Here is a 16,775-nt window from a genome sequence, read left to right on the forward strand (position 1 = left end):
TGATACCGGCCGGAACCGACGATGAACAGGATCGGACGCCGTGGCGTCAGCTCCCGGCCCGAAGTCCCTCGTCCAGCGCCGCCGCCATCTCCGCACGCGGAGCGGGTCGGCCGGTGAACAACTCGACCTGCCCGTACGCCTGGTTCAACAGCATCTGCAGGCCACTGACCACCGTGTGGCCCGCCCGCGTCACCGCTTCGGCCAGCGGGGTCGGCCAGGGGTTGTAGATCGCGTCGAGAACCAGCGGTGCGAGGGCGGCCTGCTCGGCGACGGTCGCCGCGGCGTCGGGCGGGACCGTGCTGACGACAACGTCCGCAGTCGAACACGCGGTTCGCACCGCCTCCGGCGCGAAGGCCTCGTACGTAGCGGTCATTCCGAGCCGCCGCGCGAGTTCCAGTGCGCTGCTTGCCCTTCCCGCGTCCCGAGCGGCAACGGTCACCGATGTCGCACCGAGTTCGGACAGTGCGAGCAACGCCGGACGCGCGGTGCCGCCCGCACCCAGTACCACGGCCTCGGTGACCGAGCCGACCCCGCCGCCGCACAGGGCGCCCAGCACCCCGTCGATGTCGGTGCAGTCGGCGCGCCAGCCGGTCTCCGTGCGCACCAGCGTATTCGCCGATCCCACGAGCACCGCGCGCTCGGTGCGCTCCGCCGCGTACGCCAGGGCGGCTTCCTTGCCGGGCATGGTCACCGAGAGTCCGATCCACTCGGACCCGAGTCCGTCCACCAGCGCGGGCAGCTGCGCCGCCGAGCATTCGACGCGCTCGTACGTCCACGGCAGCCCGAGCGCCCGGTACGCGGCCAGATGCAGCTGGGGAGAACGGGAATGGCCGACCGGCTTTCCCAGCACCGCGGCCTTGCGGATCTCACCGCCCACTGTCGAGCACCCCGTTGTGCTGGGCTTGGGTGATGTTCTGCAAATGCTCGGAATAGCTCTTGGTGAACAGCGTCGTCCCCGAATTGTCGACGGTGACGAAGTACAGCCAGTCGCCGGGCGCCGGATTCTCCATGGCGCGTAGCGCGTTCAGCGACGGCGCCGAAATCGGATTCGCGGGCAGCCCGGCCATGGCATAGGTGTTCCACGGCGTGACCTTCGCGCGATCGGCGTCGGTAGTGGCGATCTCGATCTCGTTCAACGCGTAGTTCACCGTCGAATCGAGCTGCAACATCTGCCCGACCTTCAGCCGGTTCACGATCACCCGGGCCACTTTGTCCATGTCCTGGGGTTTTCCTTCGCGTTCCACCAGCGACGCGGCGATCAGCGTCTCGTAGGGCGAAAGCCCGTTCGCCGCACCGGATTGCAGCAGGCCGGTCGATTCGTAGGTGGCGGCGCTCTGGGTGATCAGCTGGCGCAGGATCTCCTGCGGCGTACCGCTCGGATCGAAATCCAAGGAGCCGGCGCCGATGAGACCCTCGATCTGCCGACTGCGATCGGGTGCCCGCCGCACCTGCTGCTCGGCCCAGGACGGAACTCCGAGCGCGGCCAGATCGGTGCCGGCCCCGGCGGCGTCGAGCTGATCAGCGGTCACACATTTGCGCGCGCTCCCGGTACCCACGCAACTGGCATTGGCGATGAGTGAGTAGATGCCCGGCGCGGGGTTCCCATGATTTTTCACCTCGGCCTGATCGTGCAGCAATCGTCCCTCGGAAATCACCACATTGCCGACGCGCGAGTCCTTGCTCATCAGCGCCGTGACGGCCTCGGAGCCCTTACTGTGGCTCGGCACGGCGTAGAAGCCGGGCTGCACCGACGTGATCTTCGAATTGCGGATCGCCGCCTCGTAGAACGCGCCGGTGCTGGCGGTGACGCCCTTGTCGAACATGGTCTGGGCGATCTGCTCGGCGGTATCGCCCGACTTCACCCGCACGACCACCGCCGGACCCGCCGGTCCGGCGTAATCCTCGGGACCGCCGAGCTTCCCGACGAGCTTGTATCCGGCGTAGCCGCCGGCGACCACGATCAGGACGACGAAGATACTGCCCAGGACCCAGAGATTGCGGCGCCGCCGCTTGCGCTCGGCGGCCTTGCGGGAGGCGGCGCGGGAGCGCCGGCTGCGGGCGGCCTGGCTGCGGCCCTGCTGGGTGCGACCGGACTGCCCCCGGCCCGATCGGCTCCGGGCCGCCTGCTCACGGTCCGAGCGCGCACGCGAGCGCTGGCCCCGGGCCGGTTCGCCGCGCGAGGTGCGGGCCCGCTGCCCGACCCGCTGCTGCGGCGGGGTCGGCATCGGATCCGGCTCGTCGTCGGTGTAGCGCGGGATGACGGTGGTGTCGTCCTCGTAGTCGTCCCAGTCGTCGGCGGGGCCGCCGTGCCGGCCGCCGCGGCCGCGCACGGCACGGTTGTCGGCGCCGCCCGAGCCGCGGTCGGGGCGTCGCCGGTATCTCCGCTCCTCGACGCTCTGCCGATGACGTTCCTCGGCCCGCGCCCAGCGGTCATTCATCCGACCACCCTGCCGACTGCTCCCCGGCCGACCTCAACACCGCACTCCGTTCGTCCAACCATCCCTGCAGGATCGACACGGCCGCCGCCTGATCGATCACCTGCCGCTGGCCACGCGCGCGAACTCCACTGTCCCGCAATGCACGTGCAGCTGACACCGTAGTCAAACGTTCGTCGGAAAGTCGTATCGGCACTCCGGGAATCAGTGATCGCAAATCTCTGGCGAAGGAGATCGCCATACGCGCCGACGTGCCGTTCTCCCCGCGCAACGTGCGAGGCAGGCCGACGATCACCTCGACGGCCTCGTACTCCCGCACAATTTCGGCAATCCTGGCGAGTTCGCCCGCCGCGCCGCTCGGGCCGCGGCCGCGTTTCGAACCCGCGCGCTGCACCGTTTCCACCGGGGTGGCGAGGACGCCGTCGGGATCGCAGGCGGCGACGCCGATGCGCACGGTGCCGACATCGAGGGCGATCCGGCGGCCACGGCCCGGATCGGTCGCGGCGCTGGGCCGCTCGACGGCGGATCCGGCGTCCATCAGGCGGCCAGCTCGGCCACCCGTGCCCGCACCGCGGCCAGCCCGGCCGCGATCCCCGAGGGATCCGAACCGGCGCCCTGCGCCATCTCCGGCTTACCGCCGCCGCGCCCGGCGATACTGGGACCGAAACTGCCGACCAGATCACCGGCCTTGAAACCCGCCTCCTGGGCGGCCTTGTTCACCGCGACCACGAACGGCACCTTGCCGCCGGCGTTGCCGAGCAGCACCACCACCGCGGGCTCGCTACCGAACCGGCCGCGGATATCGGTCGCGAGGGTCCGCAGGTCGCCGGCGCCCACGCCCTCGGGCGCGGCGGCGGCCACGAGCAGGACCTTGCCGACCCGCTGGGCCTCCTGGACGTAGGTGCCCACCTGGGCCAGCACAGCCTGGATCTTGGTGCGCTCCAGCTCCTTCTCGGCGACCTTCAGCCGCTCGACCAGCTGCTCGACGCGGGCGGGGACCTCCTCGCTGGGTACCTTCAGCGACGACGCCACACCGGCCAGCAGCGCGCGCTCCTTGGCCAGGTACTTGTAGGAGTCCAGGCCGACGAACGCCTCGACGCGGCGCACGCCGGAGCCCACCGACGACTCGCCCAGCACGGTGATCGGGCCGATCTGCGAGGAGTGCTCGACGTGGGTGCCGCCGCACAGCTCCATCGAGAACGGGCCGCCGATCTCGACGACGCGCACCTCGCTCCCGTAGTTCTCGCCGAACAGCGCCAGCGCGCCCATCGACCGGGCCTTGGGCAGATCGGTGACGAAGGTGTTGACCGGGAAGTCCGCGCCGACCGCGTCGTTGGACACGGCCTCGATATCGGACTTCTGCGCCTCGGACAGCTGGCCCTGCCAGTTGAAGTCGAACCGCAGATAGCCGGGCTTGTTCAGCGATCCGGCCTGGACCGCGTTCGGGCCGAGCACCTGCCGCAGCGCCGCGTGCACCATGTGGGTGCCGGAGTGGCCCTGGGTGGCGCCGCGCCGCCAGGCCGGATCGACCTGCGCGAGGACGGTGTCGCCCTCGGTGATCTGGCCCTGCTCGACGGTGGCCTTGTGCACCCACAGCTTCTTGGCGATCTTCTGCACATCGGTGACGCGCAGCTTCAGCCCGGTCGCGGTGATCACGCCGCGGTCGGCGATCTGGCCGCCCGACTCGGCGTAGAGCGGGCTGCGGTCGAGGATCACCTCGACGTCCTGGCCCGCGGTCGCGGCCGGCACCCGGACGCCGTTGGCGAGCAGCGCTAGCACGCTCGCCTCCGAGGTGAGTTCGTCGAAGCCGGTGAACTCGGTGGCGCCGCGGTCGACCAGTTCCTTGTAGATCGACAGGTCGGCGTGCGCGTGCTTGCGGGCGGCCGCGTCCTCCTTGGCACGCTGGCGCTGCTCGGCCATCAGCGAGCGGAAGCCCTGCTCGTCGACCTCGAGTCCGGCCTCGGCGGCCATCTCCAGGGTGAGGTCGATCGGGAAGCCGTAGGTGTCGTGCAGCGTGAAGGCGTCCGAGCCGGCGATCCTGCGGCCACCGCCCGCCTTGACCTCGGCGACGGTCTCGTCGAACAGCTTGGATCCGGTGGTCAGCGTCTTGAGGAACGCCGTCTCCTCGCCGACCGCGACATTCTCGATGCGCTTGAAGTCGGTGGACAGTTCCGGATAGCTCGGCGACATGAGTTCGCTGACGATCTTCATGAACTCGCCCATCACCGGCTTCTCCGCGCCCAGCAGCCGCGCCGAGCGCACGATGCGGCGCAGCAACCGGCGCAGCACGTAGCCGCGGCCGTCGTTGCCGGGGTTGACGCCGTCGGAGATCAGCATGGCGGCGCTGCGGGCGTGGTCGGCGATGACCCGGAAGCGCACGTCGTCGGCGTGTTCGACGGCGTACTTCTTCCCGGTCAGCTCCTCCGCCTTGGTGATGATCGGGCGCAGCAGATCGGTCTCGTAGACGTTGTCGACGCCCTGCAGCAGCATGGCGACGCGTTCGACGCCCATGCCGGTGTCGATGTTCTTCTTGGGCAGCGAGCCGATCGGCGGGTGGCCCTCCTTGGGGCTCAGCTCGCCGCGGATGTCCTGCATGAAGACGAGATTCCAGATCTCGAGGTAGCGGTCCTCGTCGACGACGGGCCCGCCGTCCTTCCCGTACTCCGCGCCGCGGTCGTAGTAGATCTCCGAGCAGGGACCGCCCGGACCGGGCACGCCCATATCCCAGTAGTTGTCCTTGCCGTCGCGGTACTGGATGCGCTCGGTGGGGATTCCGGCGACGCGGTGCCACAGCTCGGCGGCCTCCGGGTCGGATTCGTAGGCGGTGACCCAGATGCGTTCGGGGTCGAAGCCGTAGCCGCCCTCCTCCTGGGATGTGGTGATCAGTTCCCAGGCGAAGGCGATGGCTTCCTTCTTGAAGTAGTCGCCGAAGGAGAAGTTGCCCGCCATCTGGAAGAACGTGTTGTGCCGGGTGGTGACGCCGACCTCTTCGATGTCACCGGTGCGCACGCACTTCTGCACGCTGGTCGCGCGCGCGAACGGCGGCGCCTCCTGGCCCAGGAAATACGGCTTGAACTGGACCATGCCTGCGTTCACGAACAGCAGGTTGGGGTCCGGCAGGATCAGCGAGGCACTCGGGACCTCGGTATGCCCGGCACGGACGAAATGCTCCAGGAAGCGCCGTCGAATCTCGTGGGTCTGCACAACCATCCAGCCTACCGGGAACGGTCCAGCGGGTTTACGTCGGTAGGGGCCGCTCAGCGCCCTCGAACGATGCGGCGCAGCTTGGTCACTCGGGGTCCGACCTCGCGTTCGTAGCCGTGGTCGGTAGGGGTGTAATAGTCGGCGCCGACCAGTTCGTCGGGCGGGTACTGCTGGGTGAGCACGCCGTCCGGATGGTCGTGCGGATACTGGTAGCCCTGCGCGTTGCCGAGCTTCGCCGCGCCCGCGTAGTGGCCGTCGCGCAGGTGCGGCGGGACCGTGCCGGCCTTGCCCTTGCCGATATCGCCGAGCGCGGCGCCGATGGCCGCGGCGACCGCCCCCGATTTGGGCGCGGTGGCGATGTGGATGGTGGCGTGGGTCAGCGCCAGCTGCGCCTCGGGCATGCCGACCAGCTGCACCACCTGGGCGGCGGCGACCGCGGTCTGCAGGGCGGTGGGGTCGGCCATGCCGACGTCCTCGCTGGCCTGGATCATCAAGCGGCGGGCGATGAATCGCGGGTCCTCCCCCGCGCTGATCATGCGGGCCAGGTAGTGCAGGGCGGCGTCGACATCGGAACCGCGCAGGGATTTGATGAACGCGCTGATCACGTCGTAGTGCTGGTCTCCGGCGCGGTCGTAGCGCACCGCGGCCTTGTCGACGCTGGCCTCCACCAGGTCTACGTCGACCGTGCCGTCCAGCGAGGATTCCGCGGACGCCTCCAGGGCGGTCAGCGAGCGGCGGGCGTCGCCGCCCGCGATGCGGACGATGTGATCGAGGGCCTCGTCGGTGACGGTGTAGTGCCCGCCCAGCCCCCGCGGATCCTCGATGGCCCGTTGCAGGACCGCGCGAATATCGGTGTCGGACAAGGATTGCAACTGCAGCACCAGCGAGCGCGACAGCAGCGGCGACACCACCGAGAACGACGGGTTCTCCGTGGTCGCGCCGACGAGCAGCACGACCCGGTTCTCCACGGCCGCGAGCAGCGCGTCCTGCTGGGTCTTGGAGAAGCGGTGCACCTCGTCGATGAACAGCACGGTCTGCTCGCCCGACAGCAGTCGCCGCCGCGCGAGGTCGATGACCGCGCGCACCTCCTTGACCCCCGCCGACAGCGCGGACAGCGCCTCGAACCGGCGGCCGGTGGCCTGCGAGATCAGCGAGGCAAGTGTCGTTTTCCCGGTGCCGGGCGGCCCGTAGAGCAGGACCGACGCCGCCCCGGACCCCTCGACCAGCCGTCGCAGCGGCGATCCGGGACCGAGCAGATGCTGCTGGCCCACGACCTCGTCCAGGCTTGCCGGACGCATGCGGACGGCCAAGGGGATGTGGTCGCCCGCGCCGCGGAATTCGACCGTGCCCCCACCGGCCTCGGGTTCCGTCGTCGGCGCCTCGAACAAACCGTCGCTCACGCCACCACCTCACCGAATCCCGTCGCCACACGCGGCGGCGCGATCGGTCCGCCGGAATGCCCACTCACAGGAAACAACCGTACCCACCAGGTCCGACAGATCCCGCATACGCGGGAACAACGAGAGCAGGGGAACAACGAAGCAGGGAGCACGGGAGACCGGTCCCTTACTCCTCCCAGTACTCCTCGAGGGTGGCGGAGACGTGTTCGGCGAAATCGCCCAGCGTGTCGTCGCCGGTGCAGCGGGCGTCCTCGGCCAGGGCGGCCCAGCGGTTGATCAGCGCGGCCGAGCGCGGGACGGACAGGCCGTGCTCGCGGGCCGCGGCGATGCGGGCGTGGTCGGCGGGCAGGAACCAGAAGGTGCTCAGCCACACCCAGATGAGGCGCGCCTCGAGGATCCGCTCGGCCAGCAGCTCGTCGTCGGCCAGCGCCGGCCACACGCCGACGACCTCCGACCGCCACGCCTCCACGATCTGCCGCGCCCGCTCCCGGGACAGCTCGACATCGCACAGGCAGCCGGGGAACGACACCAGCGCGTACGCGATGTCCAGGGTGGCGTCGCGGAAGCCGCCCCACTCGTAGTCGATGAAACGCGCGCCCTCGTCGTTGAGAATCACGTTGTCGGGGCACAGATCCGACGGGCTGAACGCACGGAAGCGGCCCGCCGAGAACAGCCGGTTACCGCGCACGATGCGTTCGGCGATCTCGCCGGGCACCTCGATGCCCAGTTCGCGCGCCAGCATTTTGGGCACCTCGCCGATGGCCGCGGCGGCCTGCTCGGCGATGCCGTCCACCCGATGCACGCCGTCGACCCGGCGGAGCAGCGCGACGAAATCCGGCTCGCGCCCGACCGTGGCGGCGTGCATGCGGCCGAGCGCCTGCGCGAACGCCATCAGTGAATTGCGCGTGCCCGGCTCGGCGCCGGTCTGCAGGACCGTCGTGAGGGAAGTGTTCTCGCCGAGGTCGCTGAGGATCAGCAACCGGTCGGGCAGGCTGTGGGCCAGCAGGTAGGCGCCGGGGCGGTGCTCGCTGCTCAGCGCGGTGGTGAACTGGTAGGAGACCGCCTCCCGCAGGAACGCGGAATCGATACTGGTCACCCCCGGGGCCAATCCACCGATGCGCCGATCCTGCGCGGCGCCGCGGACCTGCTTCACGATCAAGGTCCGTGGTAGTGAAAAGGCGTTCTCCGCAACGCGGACGCGCAACACCGTCGTCCTGCCACTGCCGCTGAGCTCGATCGGATCGCTCAGCTTTACCGGAGCACCCATTCGCTTTGTGAGCAACTGTTGTGCCGCGGACACGACTTCGGCGGCGCGTTCGGCCAATAGTGCGGTCATCGGATCCCAAGTTACTCGCATCAGGTCACTTTCAGCGAGCGGTTCGGCAACCTTTCGCGCGTCGCTCGGCGTGTCATTGTGAAGCGCTTGCCGCCACTACTGGATTGTGGTCAGGCACCACCCGAACACCCGGACCCCCGTTGCTTGACACATGCCGGTGGGTCCGGTTGTCTCATCGTCAACTGCTCTGCGCCACACCGCAACCCAGGCGATTCGAAAGGTCCCCGCGATGACCGACAGCCCGCAGTCAGGGCCGGAGCGCCGCGAACCGACGCGGCCCGGCGACACTCCGGCGGAGGGCGGTGGTGCGCGGTCCGCGGCGGAATCCGGCGGGCGCGAACACGCCCAGCCACCCGCCGGCGCCGCAGAGTCCGCCCCCGAACACGGCCGTCACGAACTGCCCGGACCAGCCGGCTATCCGCAGTTCGAGGGCCCGGGCGCCGCACAGTACGGCACCGATCCGGTGGAGCCGCCACCGGCGGCGACGCATCAGGGCGCCCCCATCCCACCCCCGCCGCCCCCGGTATCGGGCGCCGCGGCGCCCATCCCCGGAGCGCCGGGGCACAGCGGCGCAGCAGAGCAGAGCGGTACAGCAGGGTACGGCGGTGCGCCAGGACAGAGTGGCGCGGCAGGATACGGCGGTGTGCCAGGGCAAACCAGCGCGGCTGGATACGGCGGTGCACCAGGGCAAAGCGGCGCGGTCGGGTACGGCGGTGCGCCCGGGGAGAGCGCCGCGGCGGGATACGGCGGTGCACCAGGGCAAGGCGGCGCGGCAGGGCAAGGCGCGGGCCCGGGCTACGGCGTGTCCCCGGGTCAAGGCGGGTATCAGTACGGCCCGCCCGGCGCTCAGCAACCCGGGCCCACCTACGGGCCGCCCGGATCGGGCGTGGGGCCGCAGACCGCCGAGATGCCCTCGCAGTACGGCGAGCAACCGCCGCAGTACGGCGATGCGCAGACCCAGTACCCCGAGGCGCCACCGGGCTACGGCCAGATGCCGCCCGCCCCGCCGGGCGGCGGGCTCGTGCCACCGCAGGGGCTCAGCGTCCCCCACGCTCTCGGCTACGGCTGGAACAGCTTCCGCGCCAACCCGATTCCGTGGGTCGCCATCACCCTCGTCGGATTCGTCGCCTATCTCGCGGTCACCGTGGTGATCAATGTCGGCAACGTGAATTCGCTGGCGCCGCTGGTGCTGATCTTCCTGGTGGCCTCGATGGTGGTGTGGCTGTTGCAGGCGGCCATGATTCGCGGCGCGCTCTACGAAACCGACGGCACGCCACCGGATTTCCAGGCGTTCTTCGGATTCGTGAACGCGGGCAACGTATTGCTCACCGCGCTGCTGGTGTTCGTCGCCGCCTGGATCGCCGCCATCGCCTGCGTGTTCCCGGCGCTGATCGTCGGCTTCCTGTGCATGTTCTCGCTGCACTTCGTGATCGACCGCGACCTGGGCCCGATCGCCGCGATCAAGGCCAGCGTGCGGCTGGTGGTCACCAACCTCGGCCAGGTCCTGCTGCTCGCGCTGGCCGTCGCGCTGATGACCTTCGCCTCCGCCGTGCTGTGCGGGATCCCGCTGCTGGTGGTCGGCCCGATCACCGCCATCGCGGTGACCTACGCGTATCGCGTGCTGGTGGGCGGGCTGATCGTGCCGTGACGGCGGTGCCGGTGCGGGAACGCCGCACCGGCATCGACATCACTCGACCGGGTTGCCGTCCTCGTCCAGGACCACGTCCAGGCCGGCCTCCTTGCGCTGCTGCGCGGTGATCGCGGCCGGGGCGTCGGTGAGCGGGTCGACACCGCCGCCGGACTTCGGGAAGGCGATGACGTCGCGGATCGAGTCGACGCCCGCGAGCAGCGCGGTGATGCGGTCCCAGCCGAACGCGATGCCGCCGTGCGGCGGGGCGCCGAAGGCGAAGGCGTCGAGCAGGAAGCCGAACTTCTCCTGGGCCTCGTCGTGGCCGATGCCCATCACGTCGAACACCCGCTCCTGCACGTCGCGGCGGTGGATGCGGATGCTGCCGCCGCCGATTTCGTGCCCGTTGCAGACGATGTCGTAGGCATAGGCCAGCGCCGCGCCCGGATCGGTGTCGAAGGTGTCCATCGACTCCGGCTTGGGCGAGGTGAACGCGTGGTGGACCGCGGTCCAGGCCGAATGGCCCAGGGCCACATCGCCGCTCGCGGTGGCGTCGGCGGCCGGCTCGAACATCGGCGCGTCCACGATCCACACGAAGGCCCACGCGCTCTCGTCGATCAGGCCGCACTTGCGCGCGATCTCGCCACGCGCCGCGCCCAGCAGGGCTCGCTGCGCCCGCGGCTCGCCCGCCGCGAAGAACACGCAGTCCCCCGGCTCGGCGCCGACGTGCTTGGCCAGGCCCTCGCGCTCGGCCTCGCTGAGGTTCTTCGCGACCGGGCCGCCGAGCGTGCCGTCCTCGCCGACCAGGACGTAGGCCAGGCCCCGGGCGCCGCGCTGCTTGGCCCAGTCCTGCCAGGCGTCGAGCTGCCGCCGCGGCTGGCTCGCGCCGCCGGGCATCACGACCGCGCCCACGTACGGCGCCTGGAACACGCGGAACGGCGTATCGGCGAAGTACTCCGCGCATTCGGTGATCTCGATGCCGAAGCGCAGGTCCGGCTTGTCCGAGCCGTAGCGGCGCATGGCCTCGGCGTAGGTCATGTGCGGGATCGGCGTGGTGATGTCGTGGCCGATCAGCTTCCACAGGGCGACCAGGATGTCCTCGGCCAGCAGGATGACATCCTCCTGGGTCACGAAGCTCATCTCGATGTCGAGCTGGGTGAATTCGGGCTGGCGGTCGGCGCGGAAGTCCTCGTCGCGGTAGCAGCGCGCGATCTGGTAGTACCGCTCCACGCCCGACACCATCAGCAGCTGCTTGAACAGCTGCGGGCTCTGCGGCAGCGCGTAGAACTTGCCGGGCTGCAGGCGGGCGGGCACCAGGAAGTCGCGCGCGCCCTCCGGGGTGGACCGGGTCATGGTCGGGGTCTCGACCTCGACGAACGCGTGGTGCTCCAGCACCTCGCGGGCCGCGGCGTTGGCCTTGGACCGCAGCCGGATCGCGTGCGCCGGGCCCTCGCGGCGCAGGTCCAGGTAGCGGTACTTGAGCCGGGTCTCCTCGCCGGGCTGCTCGTCGAGCTGGAACGGCAGCGGCGCGGACTCGTTGAGTACCACCAGCTCGCTCACGTTGACCTCGACCGCGCCGGTCGGCAGGTTCGGGTTCTCACTGCCGTCGGGCCGCTGCTCGATCACGCCGGTGATCTGGAGGCAGTACTCGGCCCGCAGCCGGTGCGCCTGCTCGGCCGCGGCGCCCTCTCGGAACACCACCTGGGCGACGCCCGAGGCGTCACGCAGATCGATGAAGATCACGCCACCGTGGTCTCGCCGCCGGGCCACCCAACCGGTGAGGGTGACGGTCAGACCGGCGTGCTCGCTTCGCAGCGAGCCGGCCAAGTGGGTGCGCAGCACGGGATTCCTTTCGACGGCTCGATGCACCGGCGCGTGGTGACCAGGTGCAAGCCCATCGTAGTGAGACACGTCGGGTGACCGGAAACCGATATCCGCGCCGCCGTGTCAAGCTTGTCACCGCGAGCGGCGACACTGAGCGGACACAGCGCGAGAGGCGACGAGGATGACCTTCAACGAAGGTATGCAGATCGATCCGGATCGGGTTTCCTCCGGCGGGCCGGGGATGGGCGGAAAGCTCGCCCTCGGCGGCGGGGCGGGCGGCATCGTGGTGCTGGTGCTGGCACTGTTGTTCGGCGGCGATCCCGGATCGCTGCTCGGGCAGTTCACCGGGGCCGGGGGCGATTCCTCGCAGCAGGGCACGGCCAAGACGCCCGCGCACTGCAAGACCGGCGCCGACGCCAACAAGTACGTCGACTGCCGGGTCGTGCTCACCGCGCAGAGCCTCGACGCGGTGTGGGGTACGCAGTTGCCGCAGCAGACCCGCCGCAAGTACTCGCCGCCGAAGGTGACGCTGTTCTCCGGATCGGTCAACACCCGTTGCGGGCAGGCGACCAGCGCGGTCGGCCCGTTCTACTGCCCCGCCGACCGCACCGCCTACTTCGACACCAGCTTCTTCCAGGAACTGGTCGACAAGTTCGGGTCCAGCGGCGGTCCGCTGGCCCAGGAGTACGTGGTCGCGCACGAGGTCGGCCACCACATCCAGAACCTGCTCGGCGATTCCGGTCGCGCGCAACGGGATCCGAAGGGCCCCGAATCCGGATCGGTGCGCCTGGAGTTGCAGGCCGACTGCTACGCCGGGCTGTGGGCCCACTTCGCCGACAAGCAGCCCGCCCCCGGCAGCGACCAGCCCTTCCTGAAGCCGCTGACCGACAAGGACATTCGCGACGCCCTGTCCGCCGCGGCCGCCGTCGGCGACGACCGCATCCAGAAGGCCTCCACCGGCCGCGTCAACCCTGAGGGCTGGACCCACGGCTCCTCCGACGAGCGCCAGAAGTGGTTCCTCAGCGGCTACCGCTCCGGCCAGGTCCAAGCCTGCGACACCTTCTCCGCCACCGACCTGAACAACCCACCCGTGCGGTAAACGAAGGCGCGTCCCCGGTGTCATCATCATCACCACCCGCTGCTCCAGCGACACCACCACCCGCTGCTCCAGCGACACCACCACCCGCTGCTCCGGCGACATCACCACCCGTTGTCCCGGCATGCTTTCGGCCGGGACCTCTCTGGCGCGCCACCACACAATTCGGCCGCCGCTCGTCCACAATCACGGGCGGCGGTGACGGTCCCGCCGGTTGAGGAGGATGGATTTCATGCGAAGGCTCTCTGCGGCATGGCGTTTCGGGCGGGTACACGCGGCCGTAGCCGGTGTGGTCCTGGGCACCGCGCTGGTGACCGGCGGTACGGCCGCCGCCGACGAAACGCCCGCACCGCCGGTGTCGCTGACGCTCACCACGATTCCGGCGGGATGGCAGGTCCGCACCGACCTCGCGCCGACGCTCGAGGTCCAGCAGGACGGCCGCGCGGTCTCGAGCCCCGACGCGGCCTCCCCCGACCGCAAGGCCGATACCGCCCCCAAGAAAGTGAACGGCCACGTCGCCCCGGACGTCCTGGCCTGGGCACAGGGCGAGGCGCGGACCCTGGCCGACACCGATATGGGCATGCCGGGCAACGCCGACGGCAGCAGCACCGCCCTCGACCTCCTCGGCCCCGCCCCCGACCAGGACCTGCACCTGATCGTCTACGCCCCCGACTCCGCCGACGGCCTCTCCGACGACCAGAAGTCGAACCGCACCCGCTTCACCGCCCTGTGCAAGAAGCTCGTCGACTCCTTCGTCCAGGACCGCTGAGAGTTCCGCCTAGCCGACGGTCCAGGTCTCCTTGCCGGTGAGCAGTTCCTGCAGGGAGTTCTCCTGGACGGGTTTGCGTTCGCGGGCCGTGGCCAGCTGGGTGCGGACGCCGTCGTCGTAGGTGGGACGGGCGACGCTGCGGAAGATGCCGATCGGGACGTGGGAGAGGTCCTGGGAGGACAGGCGCGACAGGGCGTAGGCGTATTCGGGATCGTCGGTGTAGGCGTCGTGCACGACGATCTCCGACTCGGCGACCGTCTCGGCGCGGGCCACCGCCAGGCCGAAACCGCTGCGCACGACGGCGAATTCGCCCTCGGCGCCGAAGCGGATCGGCTGCCCGTGCCGCAACGGGATCAGATGCGAATCGGCGTTCTCCCGGCGCAGGGCGTCGAACGAGCCGTCGTTGAAGATCGGGCAGTCCTGCAGGATCTCCACGAACGAGGTGCCGCGATGCTCGGCCGCGGCGCGCAGCACCTCGGTGAGCCCGGCGCGGTCGGAATCCATCGCCCGCGCCGCGAACGTCGCCTCGGCGCCCAGCGCCACCGACAGGGTGTTGAACGGATGGTCCACCGAGCCCATGGGCGTGGACTTGGTGACCTTGCCGCTCTCCGACGTCGGCGAGTACTGGCCCTTGGTGAGACCGTAGATCCGGTTGTTGAACAGCAGGATCGTCATGTTCACATTGCGGCGCAGCGCGTGGATGAGGTGGTTGCCGCCGATGGACAGCGCGTCACCGTCACCCGTCACCACCCAGACCGACAGGTCGGGCCTGGTCACGGCCAGCCCGGTGGCGATGGCGGGCGCGCGGCCGTGGATCGAATGGATCCCGTAGGCGTCCAGGTAGTACGGGAACCGGCTGGAGCAGCCGATCCCCGAGACGAACATCAGATTCTCCCGCCGCAGCCCCAGCTCGGCCAGGAATCCGCGCACGGTCGCGAGGATGACGTAGTCGCCGCAGCCGGGGCACCAGCGCACCTCCTGATCGGAGGTGTAGTCCTTGGCCTTCTGCGGCCCGTCGGCGCCCGGCACGCCGGACAGCCCGGTCAGGCCGAGATCTGTTCCGGCGAGCGAGGTTTCGATGATGGTCATCACTTGCCCCCTGTGGTGCGGTACGTGGCCCGCGCCCGCGCGGCGAAGGCCTTGTCGTGTTCCATTTCCGCGATGGAGCCGTCGAGCGCGGCGTCGATGACGCCCACGAGTTCCTGTGCCGAGAAGGCGGTGCCCGCGACCTTGGTCCAGGGCTGCACATCCACCAGATAGCGGGCCCGCAGCAGGGTCGCCAGCTGGCCGCCGTTCATCTCGGGGCACACGACGGTGCGATAACGGCGCAGCACCTCACCGGTGTTGGCGGGCAACGGATTCAGATGCCGCAGATGCGCCTGCGCGACCGGAACGCCGCGGCGCCGGGCGCGCCGGCACGCCTCCCCGATGGGCCCGTAGGAACTCCCCCACCCGATCAGCAGCAGTTCGGCGCGGCCGTCAGGGTCGTCGACCTCGAGATCGGGCACCGCGATGCCGTCGATCTTCGCCTGCCGCAACCGGACCATGAGTTCGTGGTTGGCCGGATCGTAGGAGATGTTGCCGCTGCCGTCGGCCTTCTCCAGGCCGCCGATGCGATGCGCGCGGCCCGCCGTGCCCGGAACCGCCAGCGGGCGCGCGAGCGTTTCCGGATCGCGGGCGTAGGGCTGGAATTCGCCGTCGCCGCCCTCGGGTTCGAAGGCCGGATCGATCCGCTCCAGCTCGGCCACGGTCGGAATCGCCCACGGCTCCGACCCGTTGGCGATCGCGCCGTCGGACAGCAGCAGCACCGGGGTGCGGTAGGTGAGCGCGATGCGCGCGGCGTCCACCGCCGCCGCGAAACAGTCCGCCGGGGAGCGCGGCGCGAGCACCGCCACCGGCGATTCGCCGTTGCGGCCGTACAGCGCCTGCAGCAGATCGGCCTGTTCGGTCTTGGTCGGCAGTCCGGTCGAGGGCCCGCCGCGCTGCACGTCGACGATCAGCAGCGGCAGTTCGGTCATCACGGCCAGGCCGATGGACTCGCTCTTCAGCGCCAGGCCCGGGCCCGAGGTGCTGGTGACGCCGAGGGATCCGCCGAGCGAGGCGCCCAGGGCCGCGCCGATTCCCGCGATCTCGTCCTCGGCCTGGAAGGTCGCGACACCGAAGTTCTTGTGCTTGCTCAGCTCGTGCAGGATGTCCGAGGCCGGGGTGATCGGATAGGTGCCGAGGAATACCTGCAGGCCCGCCAGCTGCCCCGCGGCGACCAGACCGTAGGCCAGCGCCGTATTGCCGGTGATCTGGCGGTAGGTGCCCGGCGGGAGCGTCGCGGGAGCGACCTCGTAGGTGGTGGCGAAGGCCTCGGTCGTCTCGCCGTAGTTCCAGCCCGCGCGGAACGCGAGGATGTTCGCCTCGGCGATATCGGGTTTCGCGGCGAACTTCTCCCGCATGAACTGCTCGGTCCCGCCGATCGGCCGCCCGTACATCCACGACAGCAGGCCCAGCGCGAACATGTTCTTCGCGCGCTGCGCGTCCTTCTTGCCGATACCCGTCGGCTCGGTGGCGGTCAGCGTCAGCGACGTCATCGGGACGCGGTGCACGACGAAATCCGACAGCGTGTCGTCGGCGAGCGGGTCGGCGGCGTAGCCGACCTTCGCGAGCGTGCGCTTGGTGAATTCGTCGGTGTTGACGATGAGGGTGGCCCCGCGCGCCAGATCCTCGAGATTGGCCTTCAGCGCGGCCGGATTCATCGCGACCAGCACATCGGGCTGGTCGCCGGCGGTGAGGATGTCGTAGTCGGCGATCTGGATCTGGAACGACGAGACGCCGGGCAGCGTGCCCTGGGGCGCCCGGATCTCGGCCGGGAAGTTCGGCATGGTCGCCAGGTCGTTGCCGAAGGCGGCCGCCTCGTGGGTGAAACGGTCGCCGGTCAGCTGCATACCGTCGCCGGAATCGCCGGCGAAACGTATGACGACCTTCTCGATCCGCTCGGACGCGGCACTCGCCCGCGCGGCGGATTCGCCTGCGGCAGTGTCACTTCGACGCGTTACGTCAGCCATGCGCCTGCATCACTTCCTCGTCGGGATGAGG

At 70.1% G+C, this 16,775-nt stretch carries 12 protein-coding genes; 3 read left to right on the plus strand and 9 right to left on the minus strand.

Features of this window, described 5'->3' with window-relative positions:
* Positions 1–46: 46 nt before the first annotated feature.
* The 6 genes from ON41_RS18195 to ON41_RS18220 all read right to left on the minus strand — a co-directional run bounded on the left by ON41_RS18195 (position 47) and on the right by ON41_RS18220 (position 8,375).
* A complete protein-coding gene (locus tag ON41_RS18195; RefSeq protein WP_040748798.1) occupies positions 47–877 on the minus strand; it encodes a shikimate dehydrogenase in 831 nt (276 codons plus the stop codon).
* Positions 867–2,438 (minus strand): endolytic transglycosylase MltG, encoded by a 1,572-nt coding sequence (locus ON41_RS18200; protein WP_040748799.1) that lies wholly within the window; start codon positions 2,436–2,438, stop codon positions 867–869. Before ON41_RS18200 ends, ON41_RS18195 begins: the two co-directional genes overlap by 11 nt.
* Positions 2,431–2,973, minus strand: coding sequence for a Holliday junction resolvase RuvX (gene ruvX, locus ON41_RS18205; RefSeq protein WP_040748800.1), 543 nt, complete (start codon positions 2,971–2,973; stop codon positions 2,431–2,433). Before ruvX ends, ON41_RS18200 begins: the two co-directional genes overlap by 8 nt.
* A complete protein-coding gene (gene alaS / locus ON41_RS18210; protein WP_040748896.1) occupies positions 2,973–5,639 on the minus strand; it encodes an alanine--tRNA ligase in 2,667 nt (888 codons plus the stop codon). Before alaS ends, ruvX begins: the two co-directional genes overlap by 1 nt.
* Before the next feature lie 53 nt (positions 5,640–5,692).
* Positions 5,693–7,039 carry a replication-associated recombination protein A gene (locus ON41_RS18215; protein WP_040748801.1) on the minus strand — a complete coding sequence of 449 codons (1,347 nt, stop codon included), beginning with the start codon at positions 7,037–7,039 and terminating at the stop codon, positions 5,693–5,695.
* 166 nt (positions 7,040–7,205) lie between these two features.
* A complete protein-coding gene (locus ON41_RS18220; protein ID WP_040748802.1) occupies positions 7,206–8,375 on the minus strand; it encodes a phosphotransferase family protein in 1,170 nt (389 codons plus the stop codon).
* A gap of 229 nt (positions 8,376–8,604) precedes the next feature.
* Between ON41_RS18220 and ON41_RS41635 the strand changes: the two genes are divergently transcribed.
* Entirely contained in the window at positions 8,605–10,023 is a 1,419-nt protein-coding gene (locus ON41_RS41635) for a hypothetical protein (RefSeq protein WP_157185519.1), read from the plus strand.
* Positions 10,024–10,062: 39 nt separating this feature from the next.
* Here the strand turns inward: ON41_RS41635 and aspS are convergent, their stop codons facing one another.
* Entirely contained in the window at positions 10,063–11,844 is a 1,782-nt protein-coding gene (gene aspS, locus ON41_RS18235) for an aspartate--tRNA ligase (protein ID WP_051161787.1), read from the minus strand.
* A gap of 163 nt (positions 11,845–12,007) precedes the next feature.
* Between aspS and ypfJ the strand changes: the two genes are divergently transcribed.
* Both ypfJ and ON41_RS18245 read left to right on the plus strand, forming a co-directional pair.
* Positions 12,008–12,925, plus strand: coding sequence for a KPN_02809 family neutral zinc metallopeptidase (gene ypfJ, locus ON41_RS18240; RefSeq protein ID WP_040748804.1), 918 nt, complete (start codon positions 12,008–12,010; stop codon positions 12,923–12,925).
* Positions 12,926–13,154: 229 nt separating this feature from the next.
* Positions 13,155–13,691, plus strand: coding sequence for a DUF2613 family protein (locus tag ON41_RS18245; RefSeq protein WP_040748899.1), 537 nt, complete (start codon positions 13,155–13,157; stop codon positions 13,689–13,691).
* Positions 13,692–13,700: 9 nt separating this feature from the next.
* Here ON41_RS18245 and ON41_RS18250 read toward each other — a convergent pair whose 3' ends face one another.
* Both ON41_RS18250 and ON41_RS18255 read right to left on the minus strand, forming a co-directional pair.
* A complete protein-coding gene (locus ON41_RS18250) occupies positions 13,701–14,780 on the minus strand; it encodes a 2-oxoacid:ferredoxin oxidoreductase subunit beta (protein WP_040748805.1) in 1,080 nt (359 codons plus the stop codon).
* Positions 14,780–16,744, minus strand: a complete 1,965-nt coding sequence (locus ON41_RS18255; protein WP_051161792.1) for a 2-oxoacid:acceptor oxidoreductase subunit alpha — start codon at positions 16,742–16,744, stop codon at positions 14,780–14,782. The genes ON41_RS18250 and ON41_RS18255 overlap by 1 nt, the downstream gene beginning before the upstream one ends.
* Positions 16,745–16,775 lie beyond the last annotated feature (31 nt).

The organism is Nocardia transvalensis NBRC 15921 (genome assembly GCF_000308875.1).
Classification (GTDB): Bacteria; Actinomycetota; Actinomycetes; order Mycobacteriales; family Mycobacteriaceae; genus Nocardia; species Nocardia transvalensis.